Here is a 16192-nt window from a genome sequence, read left to right as displayed (position 1 = left end):
CAGCCTGGCCGCCCCGAGCGGCCGGGTCTGTCGGCATTTCAACGGCGACAAGGTCTGCGGCGCAACCGGCAACGTCCGCCTCTACATCAACGGCCTCCGGTGCCCAGCCCACACCCCCTCCGCGATCGCCGGGAAACCTGAAGCCACCGGCCAGTACTGCGGGGGACGCCACTACTGCGTCGCCGACAACCCATGCCCAGACGCCCCCAAACCCCTTGAACCTCCGGCGGCCACCTGATGCCCCAGGACGCACTCTTCGGCGCACCCGACCCGATCTCGGCCGACACCGAGTCCGTCGCCGTGCGTCGCACCCGGCGACAGGCCGATCTCCTCGCCGCCGGAATCCACCCGCTGACCCTCGTGCTCACCCGGCCCCTGCGCCTCCACTCCGAGGCCGCGCCCGCCGACGACCGCAAGGCCAACGGGCGCCGGTGCGGCGACTGCCACTGGCGCCAAGTCGACGCCTGGGACTTCCCCAAGTGCACCCTCGCCCCCACCCGGATCAGCCGCGGCGCGGCCACCGACTGCCGCGCCTGGTGGCCAGGGTGCGTCGACCACCGGCCGGCACCTGGGGGGAGAGCATGAACTGGGACCCGCGCGCCGAACTGCTGAAGAAGGCCGACGCCCTCGACCACATGCAGCGCGAACTCCCCGAACGAGGAGCATCCCTGCTGGCCACGGTGGCTAGCCACCTCCGCGCGGCCGCCGACATCTACGCCACCGACCCGACACTGATCAACTGCCCCGCCGGCCGCGAACGCGACCTCAACCTCCTGGCCGAGCTCGCACGCCAGATCGCTGCGCTCGTCCGCACCGCAGCCACTGGCCGCAGCCCAGAACGCTGGCCGATCGAAAACCGCTGGGCCGAAGCCGAGGCCGCCGCCGCGCGGCTCCCCGTGATCCTCGAACGCGCCCGCGCCGCGGCCCGCCCCGACCACGCCACCCCCGAAGGCTCCCACGCGATCTCCCTGCTGCGCCTCAACGCCGCCACGGGCCGCATCCACCGCCTCGCCGACGACCTGCGCGCCGCGCTCGGCGCCGCCCTGGCCCTCCCGCACCCCACCCCCGAGGCCATCGAACTCGCCGAGCTCGCCGACCGCATCACCACCCACATCACCGCCCTGCAGGACCGCTGCACGCAGAGCGAGGCCCCCGCGTGAACAACCCCGTCGACGACGCCATCTTCACCCGTACCCTCGTTCGGGCCCTCCGCGGGCACGTCGACGACTTCGCTGCCTCCATGGCCGGGCCCCGCCCCGCCCACGGCCGCCTCGACGAAGTCCGCCCGGCCGCAACCGCGTGGGTCTACTACTCGGTGCTGGTCGCCTGGGCCGAGGACCACCAACTGCTGACCATCCCATGGCTCCGCAACATCACCCCCGAACTCCGCCACCAAGTCCTCGACCGCGACGACGGCCCCCGCGGATGGCTCGCCGCCGCCATCAACTCCCTCGCCGCCCACCCCGCCACACGCTGCCTCCTCGACCCCCGCTACAGCGCCCTGTACGACCACACCCCAACCGACGCCGCCTGCCGCGACCTCATCGAATGGTGGGGCGGCGACGCCCCGTCCCTGGAATATGACACCGACCAGGGCCCACGGTCCATCACCGGCTGGCTCCCTGGCGACATCCTGCAGTACCTCCGCGACACCCGGCCCGGCGGCGGAGGCGGCGGCAACGCCCAGACACCCTGGTGGGTCGCCGACGGCATCCTCGACCTCACCCTCGTGCGCGCCGCCGGCACCTTCCGCGGCGAGCTACTACGCACCATCGACCCGGCCTGCGGCACCGGCCACTTCCTCACCCGCACCATCGACTACCTCTGGGAGTGGTACACCACCGGGACGCTCCAGCCGCGGCAGATGAAGACCACCGGCGCCACCGGCGGCCCCACCTTCACACCCCGCGAAGCCACCCGCCGCATCATCGCCGGTGTCGACGGCTGCGAACTCGACCCCCTCACCGCCGCCGTCGCCCGCCTCCGCACCGTCATCACCATCGGCGACCTCATGCACCGCGCCGGACTCCTGCCCGTCCTACGCCTCGACCGGATCCCGCCGTTCCACCCGCGGATCGCCGTCGGCGACTCCCTCCTGGCCGGCGTCCTCAGCAAGGACGAGTACGCCAGGCTCCACCCCCGGCTCGCCGCGATCGCCAACCTCGGGTACGACGACCAGCCCGCGGCCGCGGACCCACCGCCCCTCGTCATCACCGCGTCCCAGCAACTCGACCTGTTCGGGGCCGCGTCATGAAGACCCGTCTCGCGGCCGCCGGCCGCCTCACCCTCTGGTTCGAACCCCGCGACTGGTGGGTCGGCGGCTACAGCGCCGATGACGCCATCTACATCTGCATCGTGCCGTTCCTCGCCCTCCGCTGGGCCCGAAAGGGGGAGTGGTGATGACGCTGCTGCAGCCTCTACCGCATCAGCTCGCCGCGCTGGAAGCGCTGGACAAGACCTGGACGACCCACGATCGCGCGCAGCTGGTCATGGCATGTGGCACTGGGAAGACCCTCACCTGCCGATGGCATGCCACGCGAACCGGAGCAGCCTGCACCCTCGTGCTGCTCCCCTCGCTGCTGCTTGTGGCCCAGACACTGCAGGAATGGCGCCGCACCGGCCCGCCCTTCCAAGCCATCGTGGTGTGCTCCGATCCCGCCACCGCCACTGGCAAGGCCGAACGCGGCGAGGAGGAAACCCGGGGCGAGGACCTGGCGGCGTTCTGGGCCCGTTCCCGCGCCGAGGTGACCACCTCCCCCGCCCGAGTCGCCCGGTTCCTCACAGACCGGCACCCAGACCGGCCGCAGGTGGTGTTCTCCACCTACCACTCCAGCCCAGTGGTCGAACGGGCCCAGCAGCTGGCCGGCGCCGACCCGTTCGACCTGATGATCGGCGACGAGGCACACCGTCTCGCGGGTCTGCCCGCCGCCGCGTTCCAGGTCCCAACCAACGGGCAACGCATCCGCGCTCGCCGCCGGCTGTTCACCACGGCGACACCGCAAATCGTGACCGGCGCCGACGACGTCCTGTCGATGGACGACGAGGCGGTGTTCGGCCCCGTTGCCCACACCTTCACCTTCGGCGAAGCGATCGACGCCCGTCTGCTCTGCGACTACCGAGTCGTCGTCGTAGGGCACCGGCCCGGGACCGGCCGAGTCGGTGAGACCTTGCCCGCGGTTCTGGTGAACGCGCTGAACCAGTTCGGCATCCGCCGCCTGATCACCTTCCACGGCCGCGTCGCTAAGGCAAAAGCTTTCGCCGACCTCATGGACGGGGCCCAGCTCGCCGACGGGCGACGCCTCGCAGCCCGCCACGTCTCCGGCTACATGGCCGCCGACGACCGCCGACACGCACTGACCTGGCTCGGCCAAGACACCCCGCAGCCACGGCTGCTGACCAACGCCCGCTGTCTCGCCGAGGGAGTGAACGTGCCGGCCGTCGATGGCATCATCTTCGCCGACCCGCACGACTCCCCGATCGCCATCACCCAGGCGATCGGCAGGGTGCTGCGCACGGCCCCAGGCAAGACCATGGGCACCATCATCCTGCCGGTCGCCGTCGACCCCGATGACGACGACGACAGCGCACTCGCCAGCTCTGGATTCGCCCACGTCTGGGCCGTGCTGCGGGCACTACGCGCCCACGACCAACGATTCGTCCGCGAGCTCGACACCGCTGCCCGGGAGATCACCCCCCGCGGGCCGAGCGCCCCGCTGGACCGGATCCACTTCCTGATGCCCGAAGGGATCGACTCTGCCGCGCTGCGGGTTCGCCTGGTCCGCGACTCCGGGCTCGCCTGGGAGCGCTACTTCGCGCTGCTGCAGGACTTCGCGGCCGCTACCGGCGGGGCCCGCTACGTCTCCGCCGACCTGGTCTGGAAGGGCGAACGCCTCGGCAAATGGGCTTACCAGCAACGTATCGCTCACAGCAAGGGCGTGCTGGACCCCGACCGAGGCCGTCGGCTGGAAGCCGTCCCCGGCTGGGCCTGGGACTACTCCTCAGCCCACTGGAACCGCGCCTTCACAGCCCTCTCCGAGCTGGCCGCAGCCCGCGGCGGCTTGAACCAACCGGCCGACGCCCCCTCGATCTACGCTGGCGCCTGGGCCGCTCCGAACAAGCCCCTGGGCATCTGGGTCGCCACCCAATGCCAGCTCTACCGCGACGGCACACTCGACCCGAGACTGGCCACACGGCTCGAGGCCCTGCCCGGGTGGAGCTGGGACCGCGGGCTGCCCGCGGGCGACGTCGCGCTGATCCAGGCGCTAAGACAGTTCTGCGAGTTCGAAAAGCACGCAGACGTCCCCGAAGACCACCGCGAGGACGACCTGCCGCTCGGCCGGTGGGTCCTTTCGGTACTACGCCGCAACATCACCGGCCACCTGCATCCAGCCCTGCCCGACGAGATCGCCGCCGCGACACCTCGGGGCCGCAAAGGCGCGCCGGTGTTCCAGTGGCGGATCGCCGAGACCCGCTGGCGCCTGGCGTTCTCCGCGCTGCGCCGATACACCGACAGGGAAGGGCACGCCGCACCTCCTGGCTCCCACGAGGAAGCCCTGCCCGACATCGTCATCAAGCTCGGCCAGTGGGTGGCCAGGCAACGCTACCTGCACCGCAGGCAGCAGCTGACCCCAGAACACGTGCGCCGCTTGAAGGCCCTGCCCGGCTGGACATGGACGGGCACGGGCGTGAAAAAAGACTTCGGCGAACCCCTCGACCTGGGTGGCCACCCGCACGGCACAGCGAAAGGCATCGTCGCCGGATGCCCGTGCGCCGAGTGCCTCCAGGCGCGCCGCGCCGCCGATCGCGAACGCCTGGCCGAGCGGCGCCGCATCACCGACCCGGTGCCCTCCGGAGCGGCCCGCCTGCACCTGGAAGCGCTACACCGGGCAGGCGTCAAGAGCACGTGGATCGCCGTCGCGTCGGGGGTGCCGGTCGGCGTCATCAAGCAAATCGCCGGCGGCCAGGCGACCATCGCCCGGCCGCACGAGACCGCACTCCTGGCCACCACCGCAGACGCCTGCACCCGCAATCTCAAGATGGGGAGCCGTGGCCGGCTCATCCACGCCGACAACGAGACCATCGACGCCGGCCCCACCTGGGAGATCATCAACCGCCTGATCGCGCGCGGATTCGGCGTCGGCTGGATAGGCCGAGAACTCGGCTACGCGAACCAATTCCAGTTCGACAAGGACATGATCACGCGCCGGAACGCCAGAGCGATCGCTGGCCTCGCCGAACGCGTCGGCGACCTCACCGCGCCCGACCAGCGGCCCGTGCCACCTCTCGCGGAACTCCTCACGTCCTTGCGGAAGGCAGGCCGATGACGATGACGACCGGACCGACCTACCGCCAGGTGGACCACTGGATTCGCCAGGGTTGGCTGCAGCCCCACACCCGCGGCGGCAGCGGCCACCCCCGGGTATGGCCCCTCACCGAGGCACGCATCCGCGACCTCATGGGCCGCCTCGTCACCGCCGGCCTCACCCCGGCGGCCGCCGCCGACGCCGCACGCCTCCACATCACCCTCGGCGGTCCCGTGCGGCTGGCCGGCGGCCTGGTCCTCCACATCGACACCAAGGAGGACCGATGATCAGCACCGCCACCTTGGCCATGCCGACTGTACAGAACGCCCTTGGATTCTGGACTATCCCGCTGACCTGCAACGATTCTTGCCAATACGGCAGGCCCTTCGAATCGGGACGTCTCCCTGCAGCGCATCAGCACAGGTCAGACGACCATAGAACATCCAAGGGGATACACGATTATCGCCTGACCTGCGCAAACGCCGGTCATCGGTGTGACACAGCACCGACGCGCGCCTTGACGTTCCGCCGCATTGTAGGGAAATCACGGAAAGCCGTGACGACCAGCGGAAATCCGCTGCCCACATCCCTCCGGCCGCACCCGAACACGCCCACCGCCGAGCAACGTTGCAGGTCAGCGCTTTCCCCCATTTTCCCTACAAATCACGGAAACACCATGGTCAGGGGGAAGAGTGTGGGTCTCCTACTGCTCAACGTGCCCGCGGCCGGCCACCCTCATCATCTCCGGCCGCGTCCCGCGCAAGACCTACTACGCCGCCCTCACCTGCAACCACTGTGCCAACCGGCACCGGCAGCACGCGTACGAAACCGGCGGGCCGATCGTCGAGGAGCCGCTCAGGGACACAGCGCAGCCTGGGCTGTTCTGACCTGGCCGGCATCACGACTTGCCGGCGGCCTCTTGCTCGGCGGCCTTCTTCGCAGCAGCCTTCTTCGCGTCTTCGTCTCGCCGGAGGCGCGCACGGCGGATCCACTCGCGGTCGAACCCGATCTCGCGGGCGACCTCGCCCACCGGTTCCTTGTCGGTTTCCACGGCGGTGAGCACTTCGGCCGCCAGCTCGGCGCGGGCCTTCTCCTCAGCCTCCATCGCCGCGCGGTAGATGCGGCCGAGCCGTCGCAGCCGTCTCCGGCGCTCGTCGTCCATGGCCTCATCGTGGCACACAGCATGTGGCAATACCTGCTGGCCAACGTCCATGTCTCCCAGTGTGCCACACCCTATTGCAACATGTCATGCCTCGCACTGCGCCACAGGGTGTGGCATGCTCTGGGGCACGTGGCACACGAGAAAGGGGAGGCTATGGCCCGTCTATCAGGTATGCCCGAAAACGCTGGCGACGATGAAGGAGACCTCAGCCCCTACGAGGCAACGCTCGACCACATCGCGATGCTGATCCGAAGAATCGACCGGATCATCACCACCCAGATCGAGGCCGAGGAACAGCTGCTGCATCGCGCGGGCACCGACTACCGGGCTGGCCGGCTTACCGTCGAAAGCCTCAGTGCGCTCTATCAGCGGTACCGCGGCATCGTGTGGCGCGAGCACCCGGGCGGACCCGGCTACTACTACCGGCCGCCCTTCACGTGGGTGTGGACCTGCCAGATCGGGCTACATCCCACAGGCCTCGCCAAGCTGGTCAGGCGATCCCAGGGCAACCCCTGCTGGAAGCCCAACGGGCCGAACGGCTCCTGGTGCGGCGAGTACCCGATCCGCAATGGTCACCGGCCGCCGGACGGCCAGAGCGTCGTCTACGTGCTCTTCGACGCCGAGAACGTCCCCTGCTACGTCGGCAGCACCCACAAGATCAAGACCCGCCTGCAGGACCACGCCCGCACCAAGCAGTTCGTCCGCTGGGCCGCGTACCCCTGCGCTGACCGCGAGGCCGCCTACGTGCTCGAGGAGCGGCTTCTCGCCGAGCACAAGCCCTACCTGAATCGGAGGACCACCCGCTGATGCTCACCGCCCCGCACTCCTTACCCCGAAAACAGCGCCGAACCCGACGGGAGTGACCCCCGACCCCCTCCGAACCCCCCGAGAGCGAGAGCGAATGGCACGCGGCGAGATCTATATAGAGCTCGCGGTCAACCACAGCGAGGACCCCAAGGTCCGCGCTCTGTTCCGGTATGGCCGCGACGCCCGCGCCTGCCGGGACTTGTTCGTCCAGATGATCTGCTACGCCAAGCGCAATCTCACCGACGGCTTCGTCCCCGACGAAGAGCTGCCGATCCTGGTCTACCCCGACCCTCCGAAGCACGGAAAACGGGACGCCGATCGGCTTGTCGACGCTCAGCTCCTTCAGCGGGTCGAGGGCGGATACGTCATCCCTGCCTACATCAAGCGGAACAAGTCCAAGGCGCAGGTGATGCAGGCCGTCGAGGACAAGCAGTCGGGTGGCTCCCTGGGGAACCATCGGCGCTGGCATGTGCGTGAGGGGATCTTCAAGGACGGGTGCCGTTTCTGTCGCGCCGCGGCTGCTGAGGGAACCGCGGATTGGGTCACGGATGGATCACGGCCGCCGAAAAACGCATCACGCAAAGGTAACGACGCCAAGGCGGAGTCAACCCCCGGCGCTTCAACGCCGCGCGAAGAGGCCGACGTTGCCTCACCAGACCCTCACGGCGAAACAGACAAATCCCACACCGAAAACGCATCGCCGCAGTTCAACGGGTTTGACGCCGATCGCTCCACCGATCGCCCCACTGATCGGGGTGCGAATCGGTCTGCGAGTCGGGAGCGATCGCCAGAGACAGAGACAGAGACAGAGACACCTCCCCCTACCCCCCGACGCGATCGACCGGAACCGCCCGGCAACGGCACCGCCCACGAGGAGGAGGGGGAGGACGATCACCCCCACGACCACCGGGACTGCGTCACCGCACTCGTAGCCGAGGTCCGCGCCATCCGACCGGAGTGGTCCAGCAAATCGATCGCCCGCGCCCTGACCGCCCCAGCCGTCGCCGAACGCCCATGGCCAGCGATCCGCACCGCGATCCTCGCCGTCGCCAACGACCCCAACACCCAGGCCCCCGGCCGGGTCAAACACGACGGCCCCTGGTGGCACCAGCCCCGCCGAACCCACGCGTCATCCAGCGCCAACAGCCGCCCGGTGACGGAAGTCATCGGCGGCACGCTTCCGCCACTCGGCGAACGCGAGAACCCCGCCAACGCCCGCGGGGCCGCCATCGCCCGCGCCGCCATCACCAAGCCGCCGACGGAGCCCACACCATGACCTCCTCCGCCCAGACGGCCCGCGACGCCGCCGACCGCGACCTGCGCGCGGCTCGGGCCACCCTCGACAGCACCGCATCGGCCTACGACGTCGCCCGGCGCACCCCCGGCGGCCTGCACTACGAGAAGGCCCGCGCCGCCTGGACCCTCGCGCTCCTGGATTGGACCCACACCCTCATTCGGCAATCGGGCCTGGTCGACGCAGTGACCGCCGAGCGGCGGTCCACCGACCGCGACGCCGCCGACGCGCTGCTACTCCCCACCCGGAGGACGCCGTGAAGTGCATCGGCTTCGACGTCACAAGCGGAACCGCCTGCACCCGCACCGCGGCCCGTGCCGTCACCGCGGGATGCCCCCACGAGCACGTCGCCACCCGCGACCTGTGCCTCGCCCACACCGCCGACCTCGCCGAAGGCCGCATGCAATGCGGCAACTGCCTGCAGGCCGACCACTCCTGCACCCTCACCGCGCACGACCCGGCTGCCGTCATCGTCTCGCGCCGCGACCTCGTCAACGAGATCACCGCGCCGCTGGTGCTCACCGACGACGAACGCACGCAGCTGCTGAGCGTGCTGCTCGACGACCCCGACACGTCCCCCACCCGGAGGCCCCGATGAGCTCCGACCCCGACATCACCCAGGCGTTCCGCGACCTCCGCGAAGGCCTGCGCCGCGACCTCCAGCCCTACGTCGCCGAGGTCTCGCTGAACGACCTGGTGCTGCGGATCATCGCCGACCGGATCTCCAAGCCCGGGTGGCGGCCGCCGCTGCGCCGCGACCCCGACGTCATCGCCGACCGCCGCGCCGCCAACGCCCGCCAGGTCCTCGCCGTCGACCCCGAAGGCGGCTCCGCATGAGCCGCCGCGCCGCCGCGGTCGTCGACGGCCAGGACGCCCTGTTCGGCGTTCCCGGCGACGAGCCCGACCCCACCCCGCCGGTGCTGCCCGAACCGCGGACCGTGCAGCGCGCCCCGCGGCCGCGGACTCACCCGTCCCGTCCCCGCCGGTCGAAGGAATCCCAGGCCGAGGACTGCGAACCCGCGTGCCTGATCTGCAAGCACCCCGAAGGCCGGGGCCTGTGCCAGCCCCGGTGCGCCGTGGTGTGCAGCCACACCGCGAACCCCGACGTCGTCGAGGTCTGCATCATCGCCCGGCGCGTCACCGCCCGCCTCGTCATCGGCACCCCAGGGTCGCGCCCCGGGCGTCGCCTCGCCGTCGTCACCTGCCCCTGGTGCGAGCGGGTCCACTGGCACGCCGCCGAGTTCGGGATCCGGTACCGCAGCGGCCGCTGCGGCTGGCCCTACCTCGTCCACCTCCCGCGACCGGCCGACGACCCCACCGTGGCGGCGGCCGCCGAGCACACCGAGGACCACCAGCATGCCGCCGCCCGCGGCGCCGCGGCCGCACGCGCCGCGCTGATCCCCAAGGACACCCCGTGAAGATCTGGTACGACACCGAGTTCCACGAGAACGGTTACACGATCATGCCGATTTCCATCGGCCTGGTCGCCGCTGACGACCGTGAGTACTACGCCATCCACGACCGGATGAACCTGCGGAAGCTGGCCGGCCACCCCTGGGTCATGGCGAACGTCGTCCCGCACCTGCCCCTGCGTGTCGACGGCGACCGCAACCTCCGCTGGGACCTCGACCACCCCGACTACCACGCCGTGAAGCCGCTATCCGTCATCGCCCACGAGGTCCGGGACTTCATCGTGGCGACCCCCGACGTCGAGCTGTGGGCGTGGTACGGCGCGTTCGCTCACGTGATGCTCGCCTGGCTGTACGGCCCCATGAGCGACCTGCCGGACGGCATCCCGATGTGGACCAACGACCTGCGGCAGGAAGCCCACCGCCTCGGTAACCCCCGACTGCCCGCTCAGGGCGACGGTGAGCACAACGCCCTGGCCGACGCCCGGCACAACCGTGTCGTCGGCCAGCACCTCGCCCAGGTCGCCGAAAGGACCACCCGTGCTTAACGACCTGCTCAACGAGCTGCCGTCCGAGGACCGGGACACCCTGGTCGCGTGCGCTGACCTCGTCGGCCGCACCGGCGCCCGCGACTTCGAGATCGGCTACCTCCACGACAACGTCCCCATGGAGCAGGCCGGCTGGTACGCCCACGCCCGGTACCAGGGCACCCGGGTCGGCGTGGAGAACCACCCCGGCCCGGCCGCAGCCGCGCAGGCCCTCGCCGAGCGGGTCCTGACCGGCGCGAAGTGCGGCTGCGGCCGCCTGGTCGCGCTGTCCGACGAAGGTGCCATCGCGTTCAACGGCACCATCGTGGCCGACGGCTCCCGGTGGACGGTCGAGCAGGCGGTCGCCGCCGGGCAGTGCCGGTGGCGCCGCGTGGGCCCGCGGTGGGAGCAGGGCTGTGCCACGGACGGTCAGCGGGGCGGTGCGCCCGCATGATCCGCGATCCCCGGTTCCTGATCTCCCAGCGGCCCTACGCCGTCGACCTCACCAGCCTCCGCTTCACCCTCAGGGAGGCCATGCCCGGTTCCGGCCGGGTCTTCTATGACTGCCGCATCGACGCCGTGTGGTTCCGCCGCCGCAAGGGCACCACCGTCGCCTGCATCGGCACCCTCTGGGACCTGCAGGACGACCGCCCCGCCGACGCCGTGCAGTTCCTCGAGCGCCACGCGGACGGCCGGTACGGCGGCGACTGCGACGGCCGCTGGGACGGCCAGAGGTACTGGGGCGCCCAGGAGCCCGACGTCATCGAGCGGCACCTCGCGCTGCTGCGCCCCATGCTCGACGGCTACCCGGCCATCCCCGACGGCTACGACGGGTGGTGGCGGTTCTGATGCCTGCTCCTCCCGTCACCGACCTGGTCACCGAACACGCCAGCCCCGAGGGGATCCGCGCAGACCTGGCCAAGGCCCGCAGCGAGCGCGCCAGCTGGGACCGCCGGATCACCCGCCTCACCGCGCTGCTCGAGCAGCGCCTCGCCCAGATCGAGGCCGGCACCTGGCCCCCCACTCCCACCGCCGAGGAGCGTCCGTGACCCCCCAACCGCGAAACGACGCCCGGCTCTGGGCGGGCTTCATCAGCATGCTGCGCGCCGCCCACGCCCCCGCCCCAGAGGTCGAGGCCATCGCCCGCCGCCTCGTCGCCGCCGTCCGCGCCGACCGCGACCCCGACCTCCGCACGTGGGCGCCCGGCAAGGACATCCCTACGAGCGTCACGGCCGTGTACGACCTCGACGGCGACATCTGGGAGCGGCCCTCCACCGGCCCGGAGGACCTGCGCCGCTGGCGGATGCGGAACCACGACCCCGAGCAGCACGAGACCGCGGCCGGCGGCGCCCACACGACCACGGCCCTGCTCTCGGAGTACGGCCCCCTCACCGAGCTGACGTCCCAGGCCCAGCCCGCCACCACGAAGGACCGCCCGTGAGCGACGGATACCACCGCGGCCGCACCTTCAGCGGCCACACCATCGAGGACCGGTGCCCCTGCCAGCAGGAGTCCTGCGGCCTCGTCGCCTTCGAGCGAGCCGACCCCGACTGCGACCAGCACGGCCGCAACCACATGCCCCGCAGCATGCGCCAAGGCCACGTCCCAGACGACTGCCCCGGCGGCACCGACCTCGAGACCGTGCTCCGTCTCGCCCAGGAGGCGCTCCGCGGCGCTAGCGGTCGCTGCCCCACGCACGACCTCGCCCCGCCCGAAGCCGGCGAGTGCCGCGACTGCATCCAGGCGCACCGCATCCGCAAGGCGGTCTTCGCCTTCGGTGTCGCCGCCGACCAGTTGAACACCGAGCACCCGACGCCCACGGCGCGAGAGGCCTACCTGTGATCCCCAACCACCACGGAAGCGTCGACGCCACCGGCCACCGCACCGAGAACCGCTGCCCCTGCCCCCAGGAGGCGTGCGGCCTGGTCGACCCGGCCAACGCCGACCCCGACTGCGTCCACCACGGCAGTAACCACCCGCCCCAGGCAACCGCCCACGGGCACCACCGCGACGAGTGCCCCGGTGTGCCCGACCCCGCTGCCGTCCTCGCCGCGGCGCTGCGCAACGTCAAGCTGGGCGACCTCGAAGGCGTGGGCGAGGCGTTCGGCCGGCGGGCCGGGTGGCCCCTCGTCGAGGCGCTGCGCGAGGAGGGGTACCGGCTGGTGCACCGCACCGTCCGCACCGTGAACCTCTACAGCGCCGACCCGCTCACCACCGAAACCGGGGCGGAGCGATCATCCCAGGAGGGCCCCACGCGCGCCCCCAAGGCCCCGCAGGCGCCCGTGGCCCCACCCGCCGGTATCCCAGGATCCCCCGAGGCCGCAGAAACGATCACAGCGCCGCGCAACGATCATCGGGAAATCCCGCTCCGCGTACTCGCCGCCGCGCCCGACTTGAGCGAAGGAAAGCACGCGATCGTGGTCCTCACCCCCGAGGGCGACCGCAACACCGGCATCATCTACGACCACCTCGACGACGCCTACTCCAGGGCTGACCACCTCCGAAACCTCCACGGTGACCAGGCCAGCGTCTGGGTCGTCACCCGCAACGCCGCCGGGCACACGCTGTCCCGCACATCCTCCCGGGGGATCACCACCCTGATCCACAAGGTCCGCAAGCCCACCTTGGACATCAGCGAGCTCGCGGCCGCCGTCTGGGTCGCCCTCGCCGACGCCGGCGCCACCGCCGCCATCGACTCACCCACAGGTGACGGCTACCAGCTCAGTCGCGAGCCCGGCGCCGTCCTGGTCACCCTCGCCCGCGGCACCGCCCTCGCCGACGCCCCCTGGGCCGCGACCCAACGCCAGACCCTTGAACCCTGGGCCGAGACGCTCACCGCCGACGGCTTCGACGTCGAAACCGTCCGCAACCCCGACGCACCCGTCGCACTCCGCATCACCCCACGCGCCGCCGCGCGCACCCCTGAGGCCCCGCAGGAGCCGGAACCCTTGGCCCCGGGTATCCCAGGCACCCCCCAGATCCCAGAAACGATCACAGCGGCGCACGGCGATCACGACCGCGCCAACACGCTGCGCCCCCTCCACCGCCACATCGAAACCGTCCTCGGCATCGCCCCCACCGATAAGCCGACCCCGCCCCCAGCCGACGCCACCCACCTCGTCAAGGTTCGGGCCGCGCTCACCGCCGCCGGGTACAACGCCCACATCCCAGACGGCATATGGCCGATCGACCCCCCACCCGGGGCCGTCCTGGTAATCCCTGGCGAAGGCTCCTCGCTCGTCACCTTCAGCCCCGGCACCTATCGCGACCCGAAGACCCTGCAGAACTGGGCCGCGACCCTCAACGCCGCCGGGTTCGAAACCGAGGTGACCGGCACCCCCGACAGCGGCGTGGCCCTGTGCGTCTGGGCCGAGGACCCCTCCGACGCCAGTAGCACCACCTCGCCCAGCACCTCGGACATCGGCCTCAACGACTTCCACGACGGCGACCACGACCCCGAGGATCCCCCCGAGCTGCTCGACTTCGACGAGGTCCAGGAACTGCTCGACCAGGCCTTCAACGCGAAGCTCGTCGATGACCAGCGTGGGGCCGAGCGGCGCCTGCACGACGCCCTGCCCGAGCTCTTCACCCGCCTGCGCTGGGCCGAGAGAGAGCTCGCCCGCTACCACGCCGCGCCGGCCACCTGCGAGTACGCCATCACCGACGGCGAGCCCCCGACCCCTGACACCCCGCGCGTCACCGAGGAGGAGGCGTACAGCGAACTCCACGGGACCCAGCCTGGGGTCCTGTGGATGCAGGCCCACATGACCCTGCCGTGGGAACAGCTCCCGCGGTACCCGCTCGACGCAGCCACCGAATCATCCGACGACACACACCTCCAGGCCGCCCGCCAACTCCTCACGACCATGCGCGACGCCCCGCCGCACGGCCGCCCGAAGACCTACACCGGCGAACCGCAAGCCACCCCGCCCGTCGTCGAACCACCGAACTGCGACCCGAGAGACCTCCCCTCCTACAAGTGGTCGGCTCAAGACTCCGTCAACACCGACCTGGCGGCCGCCGCCTGGACCGCCCTCGCCCGCGCCGGCTACCGCGCGGTCCTCCGGCACACCCCCGTGGGCACCACCTGGCTCGAAGCTTTCGGCACCGCCGTGATCCACCCCCTCCCCGGCAAGGCCCTCATCGAGTTCGCCCCCGGCACCCCCCACCTGCCCGACGGTCTGCAGGACTGGGTCGCCCCGCTCACCGCCGCAGGCCTCCACGCAGAGTGGGCCAGCGACGTCGACCTCGGCACCGTCATCCGCGTCACCCGGCCCGCCGCGCCACCCACGGCCACCGGCGACGCCGACCAGTACGTCCCACCCCGGGACTACTCCCTCCCAGACGCCGGCGCCGTCATCGAGAGCCTTAAGCGCAACTACGCGATCATCCCCAAGGCCGCCCTTCCCAGCGCCGCCGCGCTCGGCCTCCTCGCTGACTGGCTCGACCGTCACGACACCGAGGCCGACGGCTGCCCTCCTGCCCCAGCGAGACAGGAGGAGCTCCGCCGCTGGGCCACCGCCATCCGAGACTCCCGCAATTCGGCCGACGCGCGTATCGCCGAGCCCGACCACACCTACGTCCTCGGCCTCCTGCACGGCCACCTCGGCGTGACTCCTGACGACGTGCCTGAGATGCTCCGCCCGTTCGCCGCCGGACCCACGACGACACCCTCAACTGCCTCGATCGGCACCAACGTCGAGCTCGGCCACCGAATCCTGGCCGCCGCACCCCCACTGCGGATCGGGCAGCACGCGATCGTCACCCTCGGGCCCACCGGCGACCGCAACACCGGCCACCGATTCGAGAGCATCTCCCACGCCCGGGACGTCGCCGATCACACCCAGAAACGTGAACCCGACGCCAGCGTCTACCTGGTCTCACGGCACGACAGCGGGACAACCGCCGCAGCCCACCGCAGCAACAAGATCACCTTCCACTTGCCCAGCGAGCCGTCCGCGGACGAGCTGCACGTAGCCGCCGCCAAGCTCCGTAGGTTCGCCGCCTCCACCGAGCCCGTCGCGATCTGCAACGACTGCGGCGTCCGCGGCGAACCCGAACCCGAACTCGAAGCCCTGCTCGCCGCCCGCGAACCCCTCGCCGAGTGGCTGAAGTACGCCACCAGGTGGGCCGGCCAGGCCGGCGTAGGCAACCGGTACTCCCTCCGCGTTGCCCGCGCCATCAACGGCACCGGCGGTGAGCACCGATGATCACCATCCACGTCGCCGGCGAACCCCAGATGGGTGGCCTCTACCAACAGTGCGCCCGCTGCGGCCACGTCCTCCAGGACTTCACCGGCAGCCAGCCCATGGTCCCTGAAGGGCAGGACAGCGCCATCCCGTACTGGACTCCCGGCCGACCGGTCGCGGTCGACGGCAACCGCACCTGGCTCGTCGCCGATCGCGACCGCGGGCCCCTCGGCGGCGAGGCCGAGTGCGAGCCCGACAAGGCCGCCATCCCCGGGTGGGAAGGCGCCGCCGGCCCGTTCCCCAGCCAGTACAGGCGGCCGCACGTGTACGCCCGCGACATCCACAGCGGCGCCGGGAACTGCGTCTGCCACCGCCCCCTGGGTGACGCGCGGCACGTCCAGGCCGCGCCCGGTGTGCCGATCCCCGACGACATGCGGCCCTGACAGGGCTGCGGTCCACTGCCTCGCCACCCCCCTGAAACAGCCCTCTTACCGCACCAAG

22 protein-coding genes are annotated in these 16192 nt (G+C 71.2%); 21 read left to right on the top strand and 1 reads right to left on the bottom strand.

Annotated elements, in window-relative coordinates; all coding sequences use genetic code 11:
- Positions 1 to 237 precede the first annotated feature (237 nt).
- From ACFP1K_RS07675 to ACFP1K_RS07645, 7 genes are all read left to right on the top strand, one after another.
- Complete coding sequence (locus tag ACFP1K_RS07675; RefSeq protein WP_380748442.1) at positions 238 to 585, top strand: hypothetical protein; 348 nt, start codon at positions 238 to 240, stop codon at positions 583 to 585.
- Positions 582 to 1160, top strand: coding sequence for a hypothetical protein (locus ACFP1K_RS07670; protein ID WP_380748441.1), 579 nt, complete (start codon positions 582 to 584; stop codon positions 1158 to 1160). The genes ACFP1K_RS07675 and ACFP1K_RS07670 overlap by 4 nt, the downstream gene beginning before the upstream one ends.
- Positions 1157 to 2254, top strand: coding sequence for a hypothetical protein (locus ACFP1K_RS07665; protein ID WP_380748440.1), 1098 nt, complete (start codon positions 1157 to 1159; stop codon positions 2252 to 2254). Before ACFP1K_RS07670 ends, ACFP1K_RS07665 begins: the two co-directional genes overlap by 4 nt.
- Positions 2251 to 2400, top strand: coding sequence for a hypothetical protein (locus tag ACFP1K_RS07660; RefSeq protein WP_380748439.1), 150 nt, complete (start codon positions 2251 to 2253; stop codon positions 2398 to 2400). The genes ACFP1K_RS07665 and ACFP1K_RS07660 overlap by 4 nt, the downstream gene beginning before the upstream one ends.
- The gene (locus ACFP1K_RS07655; protein ID WP_380748438.1) at positions 2400 to 5324 is read left to right on the top strand and encodes a Helicase associated domain protein; all 2925 of its coding nucleotides are present in this window, start codon (positions 2400 to 2402) and stop codon (positions 5322 to 5324) included. Before ACFP1K_RS07660 ends, ACFP1K_RS07655 begins: the two co-directional genes overlap by 1 nt.
- On the top strand, positions 5321 to 5590 hold the full coding sequence (locus ACFP1K_RS07650; RefSeq protein ID WP_380748437.1) for a hypothetical protein: 270 nt from the start codon (positions 5321 to 5323) through the stop codon (positions 5588 to 5590). Before ACFP1K_RS07655 ends, ACFP1K_RS07650 begins: the two co-directional genes overlap by 4 nt.
- A 405-nt stretch (positions 5591 to 5995) precedes the next feature.
- Positions 5996 to 6190, top strand: coding sequence for a hypothetical protein (locus ACFP1K_RS07645; RefSeq protein ID WP_380748436.1), 195 nt, complete (start codon positions 5996 to 5998; stop codon positions 6188 to 6190).
- Between the two features lie 11 nt (positions 6191 to 6201).
- Here ACFP1K_RS07645 and ACFP1K_RS07640 read toward each other — a convergent pair whose 3' ends face one another.
- Entirely contained in the window at positions 6202 to 6465 is a 264-nt protein-coding gene (locus tag ACFP1K_RS07640; protein ID WP_380748435.1) for a hypothetical protein, read from the bottom strand.
- A gap of 171 nt (positions 6466 to 6636) precedes the next feature.
- Here ACFP1K_RS07640 and ACFP1K_RS07635 point away from each other — a divergent pair, with 171 nt between their 5' ends.
- From ACFP1K_RS07635 to ACFP1K_RS07570, 14 genes are all read left to right on the top strand, one after another.
- Positions 6637 to 7272 carry a GIY-YIG nuclease family protein gene (locus ACFP1K_RS07635; protein ID WP_380748433.1) on the top strand — a complete coding sequence of 212 codons (636 nt, stop codon included), beginning with the start codon at positions 6637 to 6639 and terminating at the stop codon, positions 7270 to 7272.
- Positions 7273 to 7366: 94 nt separating this feature from the next.
- On the top strand, positions 7367 to 8548 hold the full coding sequence (locus ACFP1K_RS07630) for a hypothetical protein (protein WP_380748431.1): 1182 nt from the start codon (positions 7367 to 7369) through the stop codon (positions 8546 to 8548).
- Entirely contained in the window at positions 8545 to 8826 is a 282-nt protein-coding gene (locus ACFP1K_RS07625; RefSeq protein WP_380748429.1) for a hypothetical protein, read from the top strand. The genes ACFP1K_RS07630 and ACFP1K_RS07625 overlap by 4 nt, the downstream gene beginning before the upstream one ends.
- Positions 8823 to 9164: a hypothetical protein gene (locus ACFP1K_RS07620; protein ID WP_380748427.1), complete on the top strand. Its 342-nt coding sequence runs from the start codon at positions 8823 to 8825 to the stop codon at positions 9162 to 9164. The genes ACFP1K_RS07625 and ACFP1K_RS07620 overlap by 4 nt, the downstream gene beginning before the upstream one ends.
- The gene (locus ACFP1K_RS07615; protein ID WP_380748425.1) at positions 9161 to 9403 is read left to right on the top strand and encodes a hypothetical protein; all 243 of its coding nucleotides are present in this window, start codon (positions 9161 to 9163) and stop codon (positions 9401 to 9403) included. Before ACFP1K_RS07620 ends, ACFP1K_RS07615 begins: the two co-directional genes overlap by 4 nt.
- Complete coding sequence (locus ACFP1K_RS07610) at positions 9400 to 9984, top strand: hypothetical protein (protein ID WP_380748423.1); 585 nt, start codon at positions 9400 to 9402, stop codon at positions 9982 to 9984. Before ACFP1K_RS07615 ends, ACFP1K_RS07610 begins: the two co-directional genes overlap by 4 nt.
- Positions 9981 to 10523 carry a hypothetical protein gene (locus ACFP1K_RS07605; protein WP_380748421.1) on the top strand — a complete coding sequence of 181 codons (543 nt, stop codon included), beginning with the start codon at positions 9981 to 9983 and terminating at the stop codon, positions 10521 to 10523. The genes ACFP1K_RS07610 and ACFP1K_RS07605 overlap by 4 nt, the downstream gene beginning before the upstream one ends.
- Positions 10516 to 10956, top strand: coding sequence for a hypothetical protein (locus ACFP1K_RS07600; protein WP_380748419.1), 441 nt, complete (start codon positions 10516 to 10518; stop codon positions 10954 to 10956). The genes ACFP1K_RS07605 and ACFP1K_RS07600 overlap by 8 nt, the downstream gene beginning before the upstream one ends.
- Positions 10953 to 11351 (top strand): hypothetical protein, encoded by a 399-nt coding sequence (locus ACFP1K_RS07595; RefSeq protein WP_380748417.1) that lies wholly within the window; start codon positions 10953 to 10955, stop codon positions 11349 to 11351. The genes ACFP1K_RS07600 and ACFP1K_RS07595 overlap by 4 nt, the downstream gene beginning before the upstream one ends.
- Positions 11351 to 11551 (top strand): hypothetical protein, encoded by a 201-nt coding sequence (locus ACFP1K_RS07590; protein ID WP_380748415.1) that lies wholly within the window; start codon positions 11351 to 11353, stop codon positions 11549 to 11551. The genes ACFP1K_RS07595 and ACFP1K_RS07590 overlap by 1 nt, the downstream gene beginning before the upstream one ends.
- Positions 11548 to 11943, top strand: coding sequence for a hypothetical protein (locus ACFP1K_RS07585; RefSeq protein ID WP_380748413.1), 396 nt, complete (start codon positions 11548 to 11550; stop codon positions 11941 to 11943). The genes ACFP1K_RS07590 and ACFP1K_RS07585 overlap by 4 nt, the downstream gene beginning before the upstream one ends.
- Positions 11940 to 12344, top strand: a complete 405-nt coding sequence (locus ACFP1K_RS07580) for a hypothetical protein (protein ID WP_380748411.1) — start codon at positions 11940 to 11942, stop codon at positions 12342 to 12344. The genes ACFP1K_RS07585 and ACFP1K_RS07580 overlap by 4 nt, the downstream gene beginning before the upstream one ends.
- Positions 12341 to 15712 carry a hypothetical protein gene (locus ACFP1K_RS07575; RefSeq protein WP_380748409.1) on the top strand — a complete coding sequence of 1124 codons (3372 nt, stop codon included), beginning with the start codon at positions 12341 to 12343 and terminating at the stop codon, positions 15710 to 15712. Before ACFP1K_RS07580 ends, ACFP1K_RS07575 begins: the two co-directional genes overlap by 4 nt.
- Positions 15709 to 16134, top strand: a complete 426-nt coding sequence (locus tag ACFP1K_RS07570) for a hypothetical protein (RefSeq protein WP_380748407.1) — start codon at positions 15709 to 15711, stop codon at positions 16132 to 16134. Before ACFP1K_RS07575 ends, ACFP1K_RS07570 begins: the two co-directional genes overlap by 4 nt.
- Positions 16135 to 16192: the final 58 nt, after the last annotated feature.

This window comes from Sphaerisporangium aureirubrum, from assembly GCF_042658925.1.
GTDB classification, from domain to species: domain Bacteria; phylum Actinomycetota; class Actinomycetes; order Streptosporangiales; family Streptosporangiaceae; genus Sphaerisporangium; species Sphaerisporangium aureirubrum.
This window is presented reverse-complemented; position numbering and strand designations above follow the sequence as displayed.